Annotated in this window: 18 protein-coding genes and 1 pseudogene; 9 read left to right on the plus strand and 10 right to left on the minus strand. The window is 60.0% G+C overall.

The window, feature by feature from the left end; translation table 11 throughout:
- Window positions 1-12 precede the first annotated feature (12 nt).
- Window positions 13-1,182 carry a BaiN/RdsA family NAD(P)/FAD-dependent oxidoreductase gene (locus tag D3Y57_RS13005; protein ID WP_121153333.1) on the minus strand — a complete coding sequence of 390 codons (1,170 nt, stop codon included), beginning with the start codon at window positions 1,180-1,182 and terminating at the stop codon, window positions 13-15.
- 85 nt (window positions 1,183-1,267) lie between these two features.
- Between D3Y57_RS13005 and D3Y57_RS13010 the strand changes: the two genes are divergently transcribed.
- The 3 genes from D3Y57_RS13010 to D3Y57_RS13020 all read left to right on the plus strand — a co-directional run bounded on the left by D3Y57_RS13010 (window position 1,268) and on the right by D3Y57_RS13020 (window position 2,368).
- Window positions 1,268-1,681 (plus strand): hypothetical protein, encoded by a 414-nt coding sequence (locus tag D3Y57_RS13010; protein WP_205590056.1) that lies wholly within the window; start codon window positions 1,268-1,270, stop codon window positions 1,679-1,681.
- Between the two features lie 187 nt (window positions 1,682-1,868).
- Window positions 1,869-2,075, plus strand: a complete 207-nt coding sequence (locus D3Y57_RS13015) for a cold-shock protein (RefSeq protein ID WP_121153334.1) — start codon at window positions 1,869-1,871, stop codon at window positions 2,073-2,075.
- 98 nt (window positions 2,076-2,173) lie between these two features.
- Window positions 2,174-2,368, plus strand: coding sequence for a hypothetical protein (locus tag D3Y57_RS13020; protein ID WP_121153335.1), 195 nt, complete (start codon window positions 2,174-2,176; stop codon window positions 2,366-2,368).
- A gap of 68 nt (window positions 2,369-2,436) precedes the next feature.
- Here the strand turns inward: D3Y57_RS13020 and D3Y57_RS13025 are convergent, their stop codons facing one another.
- Window positions 2,437-2,919: an outer membrane protein assembly factor BamE gene (locus tag D3Y57_RS13025; RefSeq protein WP_121153336.1), complete on the minus strand. Its 483-nt coding sequence runs from the start codon at window positions 2,917-2,919 to the stop codon at window positions 2,437-2,439.
- Window positions 2,920-3,020: 101 nt separating this feature from the next.
- On the opposite strand from D3Y57_RS13025, the gene D3Y57_RS13030 reads away from it, so the two are divergent.
- Window positions 3,021-3,521: a ubiquinol-cytochrome C chaperone family protein gene (locus D3Y57_RS13030; protein WP_121155896.1), complete on the plus strand. Its 501-nt coding sequence runs from the start codon at window positions 3,021-3,023 to the stop codon at window positions 3,519-3,521.
- On the plus strand, window positions 3,518-4,066 hold the full coding sequence (locus D3Y57_RS13035; RefSeq protein ID WP_121153337.1) for a YceD family protein: 549 nt from the start codon (window positions 3,518-3,520) through the stop codon (window positions 4,064-4,066). The genes D3Y57_RS13030 and D3Y57_RS13035 overlap by 4 nt, the downstream gene beginning before the upstream one ends.
- On the opposite strand, the pseudogene D3Y57_RS13040 reads toward D3Y57_RS13035, so the two are convergent.
- The 4 genes and pseudogenes from D3Y57_RS13040 to D3Y57_RS13055 form a co-directional block, all read right to left on the minus strand.
- Window positions 4,037-5,202 (minus strand): annotated as a pseudogene (locus tag D3Y57_RS13040) (dipeptidase). The gene D3Y57_RS13035 and the pseudogene D3Y57_RS13040 overlap by 30 nt on opposite strands.
- A gap of 22 nt (window positions 5,203-5,224) precedes the next feature.
- Window positions 5,225-5,680, minus strand: coding sequence for a dihydrofolate reductase (locus D3Y57_RS13045; RefSeq protein WP_121153338.1), 456 nt, complete (start codon window positions 5,678-5,680; stop codon window positions 5,225-5,227).
- Window positions 5,677-6,471: a thymidylate synthase gene (locus tag D3Y57_RS13050; protein ID WP_121153339.1), complete on the minus strand. Its 795-nt coding sequence runs from the start codon at window positions 6,469-6,471 to the stop codon at window positions 5,677-5,679. The genes D3Y57_RS13045 and D3Y57_RS13050 overlap by 4 nt, the downstream gene beginning before the upstream one ends.
- Entirely contained in the window at window positions 6,472-8,031 is a 1,560-nt protein-coding gene (locus D3Y57_RS13055; protein ID WP_121153340.1) for a lysine--tRNA ligase, read from the minus strand.
- A gap of 125 nt (window positions 8,032-8,156) precedes the next feature.
- Between D3Y57_RS13055 and D3Y57_RS13060 the strand changes: the two genes are divergently transcribed.
- The 4 genes from D3Y57_RS13060 (at window position 8,157) to D3Y57_RS13075 (ending at window position 12,484) form a co-directional block, all read left to right on the plus strand.
- Window positions 8,157-10,889 (plus strand): ATP-dependent DNA helicase, encoded by a 2,733-nt coding sequence (locus D3Y57_RS13060; RefSeq protein WP_430739045.1) that lies wholly within the window; start codon window positions 8,157-8,159, stop codon window positions 10,887-10,889.
- Between the two features lie 95 nt (window positions 10,890-10,984).
- The gene (locus tag D3Y57_RS13065) at window positions 10,985-11,383 is read left to right on the plus strand and encodes a VOC family protein (protein ID WP_121153342.1); all 399 of its coding nucleotides are present in this window, start codon (window positions 10,985-10,987) and stop codon (window positions 11,381-11,383) included.
- A gap of 52 nt (window positions 11,384-11,435) precedes the next feature.
- Window positions 11,436-11,975, plus strand: a complete 540-nt coding sequence (locus D3Y57_RS13070; RefSeq protein ID WP_121153343.1) for a SixA phosphatase family protein — start codon at window positions 11,436-11,438, stop codon at window positions 11,973-11,975.
- Window positions 11,972-12,484, plus strand: a complete 513-nt coding sequence (locus D3Y57_RS13075) for a GNAT family N-acetyltransferase (RefSeq protein WP_121153344.1) — start codon at window positions 11,972-11,974, stop codon at window positions 12,482-12,484. Before D3Y57_RS13070 ends, D3Y57_RS13075 begins: the two co-directional genes overlap by 4 nt.
- Here the strand turns inward: D3Y57_RS13075 and D3Y57_RS13080 are convergent.
- From D3Y57_RS13080 to plsX, 4 genes are all read right to left on the minus strand, one after another.
- Window positions 12,481-12,852, minus strand: a complete 372-nt coding sequence (locus tag D3Y57_RS13080; RefSeq protein WP_121153345.1) for a MerR family transcriptional regulator — start codon at window positions 12,850-12,852, stop codon at window positions 12,481-12,483. The genes D3Y57_RS13075 and D3Y57_RS13080 overlap by 4 nt on opposite strands.
- 27 nt (window positions 12,853-12,879) lie before the next feature.
- Window positions 12,880-13,179: an integration host factor subunit alpha gene (locus D3Y57_RS13085; RefSeq protein WP_121153346.1), complete on the minus strand. Its 300-nt coding sequence runs from the start codon at window positions 13,177-13,179 to the stop codon at window positions 12,880-12,882.
- Between the two features lie 90 nt (window positions 13,180-13,269).
- On the minus strand, window positions 13,270-14,250 hold the full coding sequence (locus D3Y57_RS13090) for a beta-ketoacyl-ACP synthase III (RefSeq protein WP_121153347.1): 981 nt from the start codon (window positions 14,248-14,250) through the stop codon (window positions 13,270-13,272).
- Complete coding sequence (gene plsX / locus D3Y57_RS13095; RefSeq protein ID WP_277873305.1) at window positions 14,247-15,347, minus strand: phosphate acyltransferase PlsX; 1,101 nt, start codon at window positions 15,345-15,347, stop codon at window positions 14,247-14,249. Before plsX ends, D3Y57_RS13090 begins: the two co-directional genes overlap by 4 nt.
- Between the last annotated feature and the right edge of the window lie 18 nt (window positions 15,348-15,365).

Below are 15,365 nucleotides of genomic sequence, written 5' to 3' on the forward strand. Positions count from 1 at the left end.
CACGTTGCTGGGTCAAACGGCCTCTGCCGCTGCCGCGGCGGAGGCCCATGCCCATTGAAAATTATACCCACCGAGCCAGCCTGTCACATCGACAGCTTCGCCGATAGCGAACAGGCGGGCAATAGATTTCGCCTCCATCGTGCGCTGTGACAATGTTGCGGTGTCGATGCCGCCGAGGGTGACTTCGGCCTTTGCATAACCCTCTGTTCCGTTAGGTTTAAAACACCAGTCGTTGAGTTGGTGGGCGGCCTCGATAAGGCGGCGATCGGCTTGGTCGGCCAATGTTCCTGTAACGCTCAGGCGTTCGGCCAGTTCGCCTGCCAGTCGCGCAGGGAGGTGGTCATTCAGGATGCTGCGGACGGTAGCTTTAGGACGTGCGCGCTTTGCTTCGATCATCGTCGTGCTTGCATCAATGCCGGGCAGGAAGTCGATGCCAATCGCCTCGCCATGTCGCCAATATGAGCTGATCTGGAGGATAGCCGGGCCGCTAAGCCCTCGGTGAGTGAACAGGCTGGCTTCTTCGAAGACCGTCTTTCCACAGCGCACCCGGGTCGGAGCGGCGACACCTGACAGTTCGCGAAACAACACGTCCTCGCCGCCAAGCGTCAGGGGAACGAGGGCCGGGCGAGGCTCTATGATTTTGAGGCCAAACTTGCGTGCCAGATCATAGGCAAAACTGGTTGCGCCCATTTTGGGGATGCTGGGTCCGCCGGTCGCGATGACCAGCGACGGGGCGTGGCGAACAACGCCGCCGACCGTGACCGCGAACTTTCCATCCGAATGCGAGACGTCCGTGATTGGTTCGCCGAGGTTCAGCGTCACTGAATCGGGCATTTCTTCCAGCAACATCGCGACGATTTGCCGGGCGGAACCGTCGCAGAACAATTGGCCCAGTGTCTTTTCGTGCCAGGTAATGCCATATCCATCGACCAATGCGATGAAATCCTGTGGCGAGTAGCGACCCAGCGCGGATTTCGCGAAATGGGGATTTGCGGAGAGAAAACGTTCGGGCACGGTACCCGAATTGGTGAAATTGCATCGTCCGCCGCCGGAGATCAGGATCTTTTTGCCCGGTTCGTCCGCATGGTCGATCAGCAGGATGCGCCGTTCGCGTTGCCCAGCCTTTGCCGCACACATCAGGCCTGCCGCGCCGGCACCAAGGATAATCGCATCATAATTCATTCCGCTCCATAGCGCGGGGTGAAAGTCAGGCAACCAACGATCGTTCTGTGTGTTATGATACCGTAACGATAAAGGAGGATCTGAAATGCGGACGATGTTATTGGGCGCGCTGGCTGCGGCAACGGCGCTGACCGGTTGCGCGGGCGACGGCTATGACCACCCCGGTTATGCTTCTGGTAACAATTATCGGCAGTATGATTACAACCGTCCCGACCCCCAATATAACGGATATTATGCCGATCGTTATTACCGCGACGGCCCGAACTATCGCGAACGCCGACTCGGCCGCAACGATCGCGTTTATCGCGGGCAGAACGGCCAATATTACTGTCGTCGCAACGATGGCACGACCGGTTTGATCGTCGGTGGCGTTGGCGGCGCGGTTCTGGGCGGCATCATCGCACCGGGCGGATCATCGACGCTGGGCGCTCTGTTGGGTGCGGCTGGCGGTGCGTTAGCCGGGCAGGCAATCGACAAAGACGGCGCACGCTGTAAATAACGCGTAGGCGTCCGGGTGCGATACTTTGCTATTTCGCACCCGAGCGCTTATATAGGCTGCGCTGACGTCGCTCGCGACGGATAACGACGGGTCTAACGGCCTCCTTTGTCCCTATCTTGCTTCACGACGCCGGGATGTGCCGCACTTGGTATATGCCCGTCATACAATGGGCCAAAGGATTACCCATATGATCACCGGAACAGTCAAATTTTTCAATGCCGACAAGGGTTATGGCTTTATCGCTCCTGAAGGCGGCGGCGGCGATGCATTCGTGCATATCTCGGCCGTAGAACGTGCCGGTCTCCGCACGCTCGATAAGGATCAGCGCGTTTCGTACGAGCTGGAAACGGACAAGCGTGGCAAGACCTCGGCTGTCAACATTCAGGCTGCCTAACAGCAGACTGCCGGTTTGCCTTTAAGGCGAATTGATACTGGCGGGCGTTCTATCCTGAACGTCCGCCATTATTTTAACTCAAGCCTGCGGAGAGTCTGATGTCGCCATTGCAGTTTTATCGCGATCAGGCTGTCCGCTCTCATGCTGAAGCTGATGCGGCGACGCTGGATAATGTCCGCGTCCGCTGCACACGTGCCGCCATTGCCTGGGAAGAAATGGCCGAGCGCATTTCCCGGACCGACGCGATGCGCGCCGAACGCGAAGCGGTGACTGCAGCGCGCACTGAACTTTAGACTGGTTTCGTCATTTCCGCAGATGCATCCAATTGGATGGTATCAGGGGCGATTCGGGCGGTTAAACCTTAGTTGCTGCCGCCGCCGCTTTCAGGGTTATCCTGGCTGGCAGCGCCTGGGGTTGATGATCCGACCGTGCCGATGTTTCCGAACACTTCAGAGAAGAAGCTGCGATGACGGCCAAGCGTCGGGGTCTTGTCCTTGATAGGACTGATCGACGCGATCTTTTCGACGCCGGTCTTGTCGATGGCGACGACATTACCCGCTGCGTCGAAACGGACGTGCAAAACCGTCTGCGAAACCGGCTTAGGTTGCGAAAACGCGAGCTGCTTGGTTTCGCGCGAAACATAATACCAGTCCCTGGCGTCGAACTGACCCCCGAACGTCGGGCGACCCAGCGTCTTTTCGACCGAACCACGATTATCGATGCCGGGCTGAATGCCGGAGACCAAAGTCTGGTCGACAATGTAACCCTGATGGCCGCGGACACGCGCACAACCGGTCGCGGCGAGCGCGGTTCCGATCAGGAGAAGGCTGGCGATACGCTTCATGGAATACTCTACCGACAAGAGGCTGTAAAAATATCGCGCGTTGCATGGCGCGCCTTGCCGTCCAATATGCGAGGGAGGGCGTCACGGCAAGCGGAGCAGTCATGAGTTTGATCGACAGAGTATTGGGAAGAACGCCCGCAACTGACATGGGACCGCTCTATACGGCGATCGTTTCAGAGGCGCGGTTGCCTACATGGTATCGGCACGGAGGCGTGCCGGACACGCTGGACGGGCGATTCGACATGATCTCGCTGGTCCTGTCGCTGGTCCTTCTGCGACTGGAGAGCGAGGACGTGCGTGGCCGTTTGCCATCGGCACGGCTGACCGAAAAGTTCGTCAGCGACATGGATGGTCAGCTTCGGGAAACCGGCTTTGGCGATCTGGTCGTCGGCAAACAGGTCGGATTTGCGATGGGTGCACTCGGGGGCCGGCTCGGCGCGTATCGAACTGGGGCGGACGATGCGGCACTGGTGCGAAATCTTTGGCGGGGCGAGGCTCCGTCGGATGCAGCCTTGGCCGTTACACGGGGGCTGGTCGATTCGCTGCAGGCCAGGCTTGCTGGCAAATCGTTCGAGGATTTGATGGCGGGAAATATCGCATGATCGAGCCGGTTCCCGAATTTTCGCGGCGGGTGCTGTTGGACCGCATCGGATCGTCGCCTTTTTCCGACAAGATTAAGGCGAATGCCGATGAACGTGCGGCATTGGCCAAGCGATTCGGATGGATCGAGCTCGATACGCTAACCGCCGATTTCGTTTTGACCGAGCGGGCTGGGGGTGTCGATGTCGAAGGGCAGTTTCGGGCCACGCTCAGTCAGCCTTGTGTCGTTACGGGCGATCCGGTGTCGGCGGATATCGATCAGAAATTCAAGGTTCGCTTCGTCGACCCTGCGATCTTGGCGAGTGGCGAGGAGGACGAGGTCGAGCTTTCGGAAAATGACCTCGACGTAATGGAGACCGATGACGGCGCGATCGATCTGGGTGAGGCTGTTGCCCAGACGCTGGCGCTGGCCGTTGACCCATTTCCCCGGTCGGAGGCTGCGAGTGCGCGGTTGAAAGAGGCTGGTATCGTGGCCGAGGGTGAAGAACACACCGGCCCATTCGCCGGACTGAAGGGACTATTTGGCGAGAAGAGCGCTACCGAGTAGCCGCAGCGTGTTGCCGCCCATCACCTTGGCGATTTCGACGTCGGTGAACCCGACGTTGACCATCGCCTGAGTTATCCCATCCAGTCGCGTCGTGTCGAAGCGGGTAGTTACCGCGCCATCGAAATCGCTGCCCAGCCTCACATGGTCGATGCCAACGAGATTGCGGACGTGGGTAATGGCCCGGACGATACCGGCGGCGGACGTGTCGCACACCGCCGCGTCCCAGTAACCGATGCCGACGATTCCGCCGGTGCGCGCGACGCCCTTGATCTCATTATCGGTCAGGTTGCGGTTGACCTTACACGTTGCCTGCACGCCGCCGTGGCTGGACACGACGGGGCGTTGGGCAAGGCGGAGGATGTCGCTGACCGTTGTGTGGCTGGCGTGGGCGATATCGACGATCATGCCCTTTGCCTCCATCGCGCGCATGACGTGTAGGCCGAAGGGGGTGATGCCGTATTTGTCGAGACCGTGCATCGATCCGGCGAGATCATTATCGAAGAAGTGAGTGAGGCTCGCCATGCGAAAACCGGCTGCATAAAGGCGATCGAGATTGCCGAAATTGCCCTCGAGATTGTGAAGCCCCTCGACCGAAAGCATTGCTCCGGTGACGTTTTTGCCCGCTGCACGATCGGTCAGCAGGCGCGAGATATCCGCACGCGACCGCACAATGCGAAGTTTGCCGTCCGATTCGGCTCTGCGCGTCGTAGCTTTTCAGCGTGCCACAGTGAGCGCTCGATCAGGGAGTTCCACGTTCGAATCGGCTGGCCCTGCGCCACGACGAGCGAAGTGATATTGTCGGTGCCGCTGCCGTTCGAATCATAGTTCTGATTTTTGGGTGTCTTTGTGACCGAAGACAGGATTTGCAGCGCGACATTGCCCTGTTCGAGGCGAGGGAGATCGACCTGACCCTGGTTCGCACGAACGTCAAAGTCGCGACTCCATAACAAAGTATCGGCGTGCATATCCGCAATCTGGAGCGATTTGTGGAGTGCGGCGACGCGTGGGCTGAATATGGACGGCGCTGGTCCTTCGACTTTGTTCATCGACCGTTCGATGATGCCCGGCACAAGGCTGAAGAACGCGATCGCAATGATGCCAAGCGCCAAAGCGAACCAGCCCTGAAAACGCTGCACGTCTTTCCCCTTCAGAGAGATTTCAGTCTTTTCGTTCCAGAGTCACAAAGTCGTGGGTATCGTGTGTCTCGCGTGCGGTTTCCTGCCATTCGGGACCGAAATCCTGCAGCATCGTATCGCCAGCGGGCGAAAGATGGACTTCGGTAAGTTCGATGCGGTCGGCGTTGGGGAGCAACAGGCGATAGATTTCCGCACCGCCAATTATGGCAACGTCATCGCCAGCAAGCGCGAGTGCTTCTGTAACGTCATGTACTGTTTCTGCTTCGAGCGCGGACCATTTTGTGTCGCGCGTCAAAACGATGTGGCGGCGGCCCGGCAACAGCCCCGGCAAGCTCTCGAACGTCTTGCGACCCATGATCATCGGTTTACCCATCGTCAGCGCCTTGAAGCGCTTAAGATCGGCGGGGATGTGCCAGGGCATTTTGCCATCCAGACCGATGACGCCGTTGTCCGCACGTGCGACGATGAGGGCGATCAAACCGCGACCTCTGCCTTGATGTGCGGATAGGCCTCATAACCTTCGATCGCAAAGTCTTCGTAATTATAGCTGTCGATGCTGTCGGCGCGACGGTTGATCACCAGCTTCGGCAGCGGCTTCGGTTCGCGGGTCAGTTGCAGGCGGGCCTGATCGAGATGGTTCGAATAGAGGTGTGTGTCGCCGCCGGTCCAGATGAATTCACCGACGTCCAGTCCGCACTGGTCGGCTAGCAAGTGCGTCAGCAGCGCGTAGCTGGCGATGTTGAATGGCACCCCCAGGAAGACATCCCCCGAACGCTGATACAGTTGCAGCGACAGTTTCCCGTTCGCGACCCATGTTTGAAATAAACAGTGGCACGGCGCGAGCGCCATCTTTCCAATCTCGCCGGGGTTCCATGCGGTAACTATCTGGCGACGCGAGGCCGGGTTGTTCTTGATCTGGTCGATCAGCCCCGCGATCTGGTCGATATGGCTGCCATCGGCCGTTTCCCAGTCCCGCCATTGCTTGCCGTAAACTGGGCCGAGGTCGCCGTTTTCGTCAGCCCACTCGTCCCAGATGCCAACACGGTTTTCGGTCAGCCATTTGGTATTCGTGTCGCCGCGCAAAAACCACAGAAGTTCGATGAAGATCGACCGAATGTGAACCTTCTTCGTCGTGATGAGCGGGAAGCCCTGCGCCAGATCGAAGCGCATCTGATAGCCGAACGTGCTGATCGTGCCGACACCGGTGCGATCGGCTTGCGGTACGCCGATGTCGAGGATGTGGCGGAGCAGGTCGAGATACTGGCGCACTTATTTTCCCAAGGCTTCGGCGATCAGTTTACGCGAAGGTTCGACCCCGTAAAGGGCAATGAAGCTGCCCATGCGCGGGCCTTGGCTGGAACCGAGCAGAGTCTCGTAAAGCGCCTTAAACCAATCGCGTAGGTTCTCGAATCCGCCTTCGTTGCCGATGGCGTAGACGATGTTCTGGATCGCGGTGGCGTCTGCATCGGCGGGGAGCAGGGCAAGCTCATGGTCAAGGCGGTCGAGGGCGGCGACCTCGACGCCTTCGGGCGCGCGGCGTTTCAGGGTCGGGGCGACGTAATCGCGGTTATAGGCGAGTGCGTGACCGATCAGCGCGTCCAGTTCGGGGGTGACACCGCCTTCAACATAATTGCGAAGATAAGAGTGTACCTGATCGGCGGTCGCCTGCGCGCCGAGGACGCCGACAAGGTTCAGCAACAGGCCGAACGTAACCGGGGGTACTGTTTCGGGCGTCTTACCATCGTGGATATGGTGGACTGGATTGCCAAGTTTCTGTTCAATGGGCTGGGCAGCGTAATTGCCGCGAAACTGGAAATACTCATCTACCGCCCGCGGTATGACGCCGATGTGAAGCTGCTTGGCCTTCTTCGGTTCGCGATAGGCGAAGAAAGACAGGCTTTCCTGCGTGCCATAATCGAGCCACTGGTCGAGGGTTAGGCCATTGCCCTTCGACTTCGAAATTTTCTCTCCCTTTTCGTCGAGGAAGAGTTCGTAGATCAGCGATTCGGGCGGCCGAGCACCGAGGACGCGGGCGATCTTACCGCTCTGGATGCCGCTATCGGTCAGATCCTTGCCGAACATTTCATAATCGACTCCAAGTGCAACCCAGCGCATCGCCCAGTCAACTTTCCATTGCAGCTTTGCCTTGCCGCCGAGGATGGATTGCGTGACGATATCGCCGCCGTCTTCGAAGCGGATCGTGCCGGCGTCTGCGTCTATGACTTCGACGGGGATTTGCAGAACGACACCGGTCTTTTCGCTGATCGGCAGGACGGGGGAATATGTGGCCGCACGTTCCTTGCGGAGAGTGGGGAGCATGACGGCCATGATAGCGTCATAATTGCGCAGGACGTTGCGCAGCGCATCGTCGAACGCGCCGGATTCATATTGCGAGGACGAGGACATGAATTCGTACTGGAAGCCGAAGCGGTCGAGGAAGTCGCGGAGCATCGCATTGTTGTGGCGCGCGAAACTTTCGAACTTTTCGAACGGATCGGGGATGCGTGACAGGGGCTTGCCGAGGTGTTCGGTGAGCATCGCCTGATTGGGCACATTGTCCGGCACTTTTCGCAGGCCGTCTAGGTCGTCTGAAAATGCGATGAGGCGCGTGGGCGCATCCGACAACGCGTGGAAGGCGTTGCGGATCATGGTTGTGCGCAGGACTTCGTTGAACGTGCCGATGTGGGGCAGGCCCGACGGGCCGTAGCCGGTTTCGAACAGGACAGGCGCGCCGTTTGGTTTTCCGTCGGGATAACGCTTCAGCAGCTTGCGAGCCTCTTCATAGGGCCATGCTTTGGAGGCAAGTGCGGAGGCGCGTAGGTCGGACAATTGTTGCTCTTTCGTTCTCAGGAAGTTAGAAAATACCGTTCGCCCTGAGCTTGTCGAAGGGTTGCCCTCCTCTTTCACGATTGCGCAACGAAGGACAATCCTTCGACAAGCTCAGGATGAACGGTATTTTGAATTTGCTGCCCTATCCAGCGCTCTACGCAAGTCACGGCGGCATCTGGATCGCAGACGAGCGCGGAACGCGCGGCGTCGGGCGGGGCGAGGCGATCTCGCGGGCAGGCGAAACGCCGATGATCCTGCTGAACGCGCCGTCGGTCGGACAGCGGCTGGGTTATCCTGAATTGTCGGGGCTGGACCTGCTGGAATTGTTCGCGTTCGTGCATCCGGCGAGGTTCATGGTGCCGACGGTCAAGGGGCTGGCGGACACTTTGGGGCTGGCGGTGCCCGTCGATGAGGGCGCTTCGGCAGAGCTGCTGCGGGAAGCGGCGGCGGCTTTGATGGCACGGATGGCCGGGGATTGGTCGGAGCGCGAAGGCGCGTGGACTTCCGCGCAGACTCTTTCCCGCCTTCGTTGGACGTGGGCGCCGATCGTGGTGAAGGCGATTCCGCAGCCGAAGAGTGCCGAACGGTGGCTGTTTTCGAAATTGCCGGAATGGGAGGAGAGGCCGCCGCGTAATCCGCCGAGGCCGGTGTCGATAACGCCGGAGGCTGCGCGCGAGCGACTGGACGGGCTGACAGGGGCAGGCCGGGAAACGCGCGCCGGTCAACGCGCCTATACCGAGGCGGCGGCGCTGGCTTTTGCGCCACGCACGCGGCGGGACGAGCCGAATATGTTGCTGGCCGAGGCGGGGACAGGGATCGGCAAGACGCTTGCGTATCTGTCTCCGGCTTCGCTGTGGGCGCGGCAGGCGGGTGGGGCGGTTTGGATTTCGACATTCACCAAAGCGTTGCAGCGACAGTTGGACTTCGAAACGCGGCGACTGTTTCCCGATGCTACCGAACGCGCCGAGCGGGTTGTCGTGCGCAAGGGGCGTGAGAATTACCTGTGCCTGCTGAACCTTGAGGATGCGCTGCAAGGCGGGTTTTCGGGACGAGCGGCGATACTGGCGCAACTGGTCGCGCGCTGGGCGGCGTTCAGCCGCGATGGCGATATGGTCGGCGGCGATCTGCCCGGCTGGCTGAGTATTTTGTTCAGGCGCAATGGGTCGACCGTGCTGACCGACCGGCGCGGCGAGTGTATTTATGCTGGTTGTCCGCATTATCGGCGCTGTTTCATAGAACGCGCGTCGCGGGCGAGCGCAGATGCTGACATCGTTATCGCCAACCATGCGTTGGTGATGATTAACGCAGCCCGAGGCCGCGAAATGGCGAACCGCCCGAGTCGCATCGTGTTCGATGAAGGCCATCACATTTTTGACGCCGCCGATTCGGTTTTTGCCGCCGCGCTGACGGGACAGGAGGCTATTGAGCTGCGGCGCTGGATCATCGGACCGGAGGGCACGTCGCGCGGGCGGCGGCGTGGACTGGCGGCACGGCTGGCCGATGTGGCCAGTTACGATGCAGAGGGTGGAGCGGCAATCGTGGCGGCGGGTCATGCGGCGCAGATGTTGCCCGGTGACGGCTGGTTGCAGCGGATTGGCGAAGGTGCGCCGTTCGGGGCGATCGAGGCGCTGCTCGGCGCGATTCGCGGGACAGTCTATGCGCGGTCGGAGACGGAAGACGCGGGTTACGGATTGGAAACCGAAGCGGCTGAACTGGACGGCCCTTTGGTCGAGGCTGCCGCTGCGGGTGCGGCTGCGCTGGATGCTTTGTTGCGGCCACTAATTTCGCTCGGACGGCGGCTGGAGGCGGTGCTGGAGGATGGGCCGGACTGGCTCGATGGCCCGGCGCGTGCGCGGATCGAGGGGGCGATTGCGAGCCTTGGCTGGCGGCGCGACACGGTTGCGGCGTGGCTGGCAATGCTGTCGCGCATGGGCGGACCTTCCGATCCTGATTTCGTGGATTGGCTGGCAGTCAACCGAATCGACGGGCGCGATTTCGATGTTGGACTGCACCGGCACTGGCTCGACCCGACCAAGCCGTTTGCCGAAGCGGCGCTGAAACCGGCGCATTCGGTGATCGTGACGTCTGCGACATTACGAGGTGGCGATGGCGCGCGAGGTGGCTGGCACAGTGCGGAGGCCCGGACAGGAGCAGCGCATCTGAGCGCCGGGGCGACCCATTTTTCTGCCGTCAGTCCGTTCGATTACGCCAAACAGGCTCAAGTGCTGGTCGTGACGGATGTGAAGCGCGGCGATGTCGGGCAACTCGCCAACGCTTACGCGCGGTTGATCGCGGCGTCCGGGGGCGGGACGTTGGGGCTGTTTACAGCGATTCGGCGGTTGCGGACGGTTCATGCGCGCATTGCCGACCGTTTGGCGCGTGATGGGCTGGCGCTTTATGCCCAGCACGTCGACTCGATCGACACGGGAACGCTGGTCGACATCTTCCGGGATGATCCGCGTGCGAGTTTGCTCGGCACCGACGCGTTGAGGGACGGGGTGGATGTTCCTGGCGATTCGCTGCGGACGGTGATTTTGGAGGGCGTGCCGTGGCCCCGTCCGACGGTGCTCCATGCGGCGCGGCGAGCGGCGGGTGGCGGGTCGGCATATGACGACGGCATCGTGCGGGCGCGACTGGCGCAGGCGTTCGGGCGGTTGATCCGGCGGGCCGATGATCGCGGCAGTTTCGTTATGTTGAGCGCGGCTATGCCCTCGCGGTTATTGTCAGCATTTCCTGATGGCACCCCGATTTCGCGGGTTACGCTGGATGAGGCGGTGGCCCGGGTGGCGGCTTCGGTTGCTGAGGTGCGGCTGGCAGATGGCATATCGCTTAGCCAGCGCGCAGAACTCCATGAATGAGTGGGGCTGGATATAGACAGGAAATTTATGCATCAGCCCAATTATATAGCCGCGCGAATACGGGCAATTTACCCAAGACTTGGGACAGTTCACACATGCTTCACCACATTTCTCTTGGCGTATCCGACATCGAACATTCGGCGGCATTTTACGATGCCGTGCTTGCGCCGCTCGGGTATGTCCGTGTCTGGGACGACATAGTCCCCGGAGGTGCTGACCAAGCGGTCGGGTACGGAATTGCAGGTGGCGGCGATAAGCTGTCTATCAAATCACGTCCTGAAGGCCAGCTACCGCCGGGGCCGGGCTTTCATCTCGCTTTTGCCGCTCCAAACCATCAAGGGGTCACTGAATTTTACAAGGCTGCGCTGGTCCAGGGAGGCCGCGATAATGGCGAACCTGGCTTACGGCCCGACTATGGTCCACATTATTACGCTGCTTTTGTCGTGGACCCGGACGGACACCATATCGAAGCCGTTTTCAATTCATCCGAATGATCCGGATGAGGTATCTTCCAACCGTAATGACTTTGCGGCACAACCGCCCAAGATGAAGACACTCACACTTTTGCGTCACGCCAAATCGGGCTGGGACGATCCCGTAGCGCGTGATTTCGACCGCGGCCTGAATGACCGAGGCAAACGCGGTGCCAAATTGGTGGGTGAACATATGCGCAAGCTGGGGCTGGTATTCGATGCCGTTGTGTCGTCCCCTGCGGTGCGCTGTGTCGATACACTGGATGGTATTTGGGAAGGTTATGGCACGGTTCTGCATCCGGTGTGGGACCGGCGCGTGTATCTGGCTTCGGGGGCGACTTTGCTCGATGTCGTTCATGAATTTCCCGATGTCGACCACGTACTGATGTGCGGACATAATCCGGGGCTGGAGGATCTGATCCTCATGTTGGTCCCCGATGGGCCTGACAATCCGTTTCGCGATGAGGTCGAGGAAAAGCTGCCGACTGCCAGTGTTGCCGAATTGCAGATCGACGTCACGCATTGGGCCGATGTCAAAGCCAATAGTGCAAAGTTTTCGCAGCTTGTCCGTCCGCGCGATCTGAGTATCGACCTTGGGCCGGCAAGCCGTTGAAACTGCGGACTGCGACGGTCGCCGACGCACGGGCGCTTGCACTGATTGGCCCCGCCACCTTCCTCGAAACATTTGCCAATGATCATCCCGGCGAAGCCTTGGTTGCTTTCACCGAAACGCATCATTCGGCGGCATATTACGAGGCATTGCTGACAGAGCCGACGACTTCAGCGTGGATTGTCGAACATGAGGCCGGTGCGCCTATCGGTTACGCGATTCTGGTCCCGGCGAGCCTACCCGGCAGCGATCCTGAAACTGATGCCGAGTTGAAACGCATCTATATGTTTTCGAAGTGGCAGGGCGCAGGGTTCGGGCGTGCGCTAATCGAGGCTGTCGAAGAAGAGGCCATCAAGCGCGGGGCAAAGCGCCTGGTGCTGAGCGTTTATACCAAAAACGAAAAGGCCATTCGGTTTTACGAAGCGCGTGGCTATGAAATGGTCGGACGCACGATGTTCCCGGGATTTCCCGAGACTTTTTCGGATTTCGTAATGGCAAAGACGCTCCGCTAAGCGGTCAGTGCCGCTGCAAGTTGATCGCGAATTTTCGTCAGGCTGGCCAGCACGTCGGGCGACATCGACGGTGTTTTCGCTTTCACCTCGGTCAGCTTTGCAGCAGGCACGACAGGGGCTCCACCACCCCCGGCGAGCAATTTCTGCACGCCCTTGATCGTGAAACCATCATTGGTCAGCGCCTGATGTATCCGGCGGGCGAGTGCAACGTCTTCGGGACGATAATACCGACGGTTGCCCGCGCGAGTCAGCGGACGAAGTTGGGGAAACCGCGTTTCCCAGTAACGCAGGATATGCTGCGGCACTCCAAGCTCAGCGGAAAGTTCGCCGATCGTCAGGAATGCGCCTTCGCTTTTACCGTCGGTCAAACTGCGTGGCGTCCTCTGCCTTTTACCTCAGCCCTTCTTGGCGATACGATCACGCATCATCTGACTGGCCCGAAAGGTCAAGACTCGGCGCGGCGCGATTGCCACTTCGACGCCTGTTTTGGGATTCCGGCCGATACGTTCGCCCTTGTCGCGCAGGACGAAGCTGCCGAAACCCGAAATCTTCACGTTGTTGCCCGCAGACAATGCCTCGCAAACATGGCGCAATATGCCTTCAACCATGTTTGAAGAATCAGCGCGGCTAAGGCCGACGTGCCGATGGAGCGATTCGGCGAGATCCGCCCGGGTTAAAGTTCCCGCGTCAGGCATGTATGATTCCTCGTAAATTGTCCCGAAAATCCGTAGGTTCGGGAATTTTGTATTTTATCGGACAAAGCTAAAACGTCAATCGGGACTAAGTTACCAGCGGAGTATCGCGGCACCCCATGTAAAACCGCCGCCCATCGCCTCTAGAACAACGATGTCTCCTGCCTTGATCCGTCCATCGCGGACTGCAACGTCGAGCGCAAGCGGCACGGATGCTGCAGAAGTGTTTGCATGTTCTGTTACGGTAACGACAACCTTGTCGGGTGAAAGCCCAAGTTTGCGCGCCGTCGCGTCGAGGATGCGGGCGTTCGCCTGATGCGGGACCAGCCAATCGATGTCGGCAGTCGTCAGGCCCGCAAGTTCAAGCACTTCGCCCATGACCGAGGCCAGATTGGTAACCGCGTGGCGAAACACTTCGCGCCCCTTCATGCGAAGTTTTCCAACTGTGCCGGTCGTCGAAGGACCGCCATCGACATAGAGAAGTTCGTTATGGCGACCGTCGGCGTGAAGTTTGGTTGCGAGAACGCCGCGCGCGTCTTTTGATTGACCGTCACTTGGGCCCTCTACGGAGCCAAGTACGACTGCGCCCGCGCCATCGCCAAACAGGACGCAGGTGCCGCGATCTTCCCAGTCGAGAATGCGGCTGAATGTTTCCGATCCGATAACCAGTGCGTTGTAGGCCGATCCTGCGCGAATCATGCTTTCGGCAACCGACATGGCGTAGAGAAAGCCGGAACAAACCGCCGCCACATCGAAGGCGACGCAATCGTTGATTCCCAGCATCGCCTGTACTTTGGTCGCGCTGGCAGGAAACGTCTGGTCGGGCGTTGCCGTCGCCAAAACGATCAAGTCGATTTCAGAAGCCGCGATGCCTGCGGCTTCGAGCGCGCGTCGGGCCGCGTCCGCAGCAAGCGTGGCGGTCGTTTCGCCTTCGCCTGCAATATAGCGCGACCGGATGCCGGTGCGCTCGATGATCCACTCGTCGGTCGTATCGACGGTTTCGGCGAGTTCGGTGTTGGTGACGCGCCGTACGGGCAGAGCCGATCCGGTGCCGAGTATTGCAGCGCGTTTCATTCGTTGGCTGCCTTTGGAGCGGCGGCATTAGCCGCCGTCAGCGCGCGATAGGCGGTAAAGTGGGCAAGATCGTCGGTGATGCGCCGCGTGATGTCGTTCGAAACCAGCTTTGCCGCGACACCGATCGCGTTCGCCACCCCCTTGTCCGACGCGCTGCCATGGCTCTTTACGACGACACCGTTCAGCCCAAGGAAAACCGCCCCGTTGTGATTGTTTGGATCGAGATGCGTGCGCAGCAACTCGGTCGCTGGGCGAGAGATGAGGAAACCCATCTTCGACCGGAACGAACTGCGGAAGCTGCGTTTCAGCAGATCGGTTACGAACCGCGCCGTACCTTCGATGGTCTTGAGCGCGATATTCCCTGAAAATCCATCGGTGACGACGACGTCGGTATCGCCGGTCGAAATCTTGTCACCCTCGACAAATCCTTCGAAGGCCATTTGCAGGTCGGTCGCTTGGCGCAGCAATGCGGCGGCGGCGCGAACTTCGTCGGTCCCTTTCAGGTCTTCGGTACCGATGTTCAACAGGCGGACGCGGGGGCGTTCCAGCCCCATTGCAATGCGCGCATAGGCCGCCCCCATGACCGCGAACTCAACCAGATTGCGTGTGTCGCATTCGGTGTTCGCACCCAGATCGAGCATGACATGGTCGTTGCTGCCAAGGCTGGGGAGTAATGCCGCAAGGGCAGGACGGTCGATGCCGGGCATGGTGCGCAACGACAACTTTGCCATCGCCATCAGCGCGCCGGTGTTGCCAGCCGAGACTGCAGCGCCCGCCTTGCCGGTTTTCACAGCATCGATCGCTATACCCATCGAGGTCGTTTTGGCACGGCGGATCGCTTGCGCGGGCTTGTCGCTGCCACCGATCACGTCGGGAGCATGAGCGATTTCGCTGACGGTGGCGAGATTGGGGTGTTTCAGCAACCCGGCGCGGATTGCTGTTTCGTCGCCGACCAACAGAAACGTCAGGCCCGGCCAGCGACTGCGCGCGAGTGCAGCACCGGCAAGCATGACTGCCAGCCCTTCGTCCCCGCCCATCGCATCGATGGCCAGTTTCGGGCTGATCGTGCCGATGGCGGGCCCTGGGCCTTCAGTCAAAGCAGCGCCCCCGCGTAA

Source organism: Sphingomonas paeninsulae (assembly GCF_003660165.1).
In the GTDB taxonomy this organism is placed as follows: Bacteria; Pseudomonadota; Alphaproteobacteria; order Sphingomonadales; family Sphingomonadaceae; genus Sphingomonas_O; species Sphingomonas_O paeninsulae.

Bases quoted from the DNA above. Each gene is read 5' to 3' on its own strand.
- D3Y57_RS13005 (WP_121153333.1), bottom strand. From the start codon at position 1,182: ATGAATTATGATGCGATTATCCTTGGTGCCGGCGCGGCAGGCCTGATG.
- D3Y57_RS13010 (WP_205590056.1), top strand. From the start codon at position 1,268: ATGCGGACGATGTTATTGGGCGCGCTGGCTGCGGCAACGGCGCTGACC.
- D3Y57_RS13015 (WP_121153334.1), top strand. From the start codon at position 1,869: ATGATCACCGGAACAGTCAAATTTTTCAATGCCGACAAGGGTTATGGC.
- D3Y57_RS13020 (WP_121153335.1), top strand. From the start codon at position 2,174: ATGTCGCCATTGCAGTTTTATCGCGATCAGGCTGTCCGCTCTCATGCT.
- D3Y57_RS13025 (WP_121153336.1), bottom strand. From the start codon at position 2,919: ATGAAGCGTATCGCCAGCCTTCTCCTGATCGGAACCGCGCTCGCCGCG.
- D3Y57_RS13030 (WP_121155896.1), top strand. From the start codon at position 3,021: ATGAGTTTGATCGACAGAGTATTGGGAAGAACGCCCGCAACTGACATG.
- D3Y57_RS13035 (WP_121153337.1), top strand. From the start codon at position 3,518: ATGATCGAGCCGGTTCCCGAATTTTCGCGGCGGGTGCTGTTGGACCGC.
- D3Y57_RS13065 (WP_121153342.1), top strand. From the start codon at position 10,985: ATGCTTCACCACATTTCTCTTGGCGTATCCGACATCGAACATTCGGCG.
- D3Y57_RS13070 (WP_121153343.1), top strand. From the start codon at position 11,436: ATGAAGACACTCACACTTTTGCGTCACGCCAAATCGGGCTGGGACGAT.
- D3Y57_RS13085 (WP_121153346.1), bottom strand. From the start codon at position 13,179: ATGCCTGACGCGGGAACTTTAACCCGGGCGGATCTCGCCGAATCGCTC.
- D3Y57_RS13090 (WP_121153347.1), bottom strand. From the start codon at position 14,250: ATGAAACGCGCTGCAATACTCGGCACCGGATCGGCTCTGCCCGTACGG.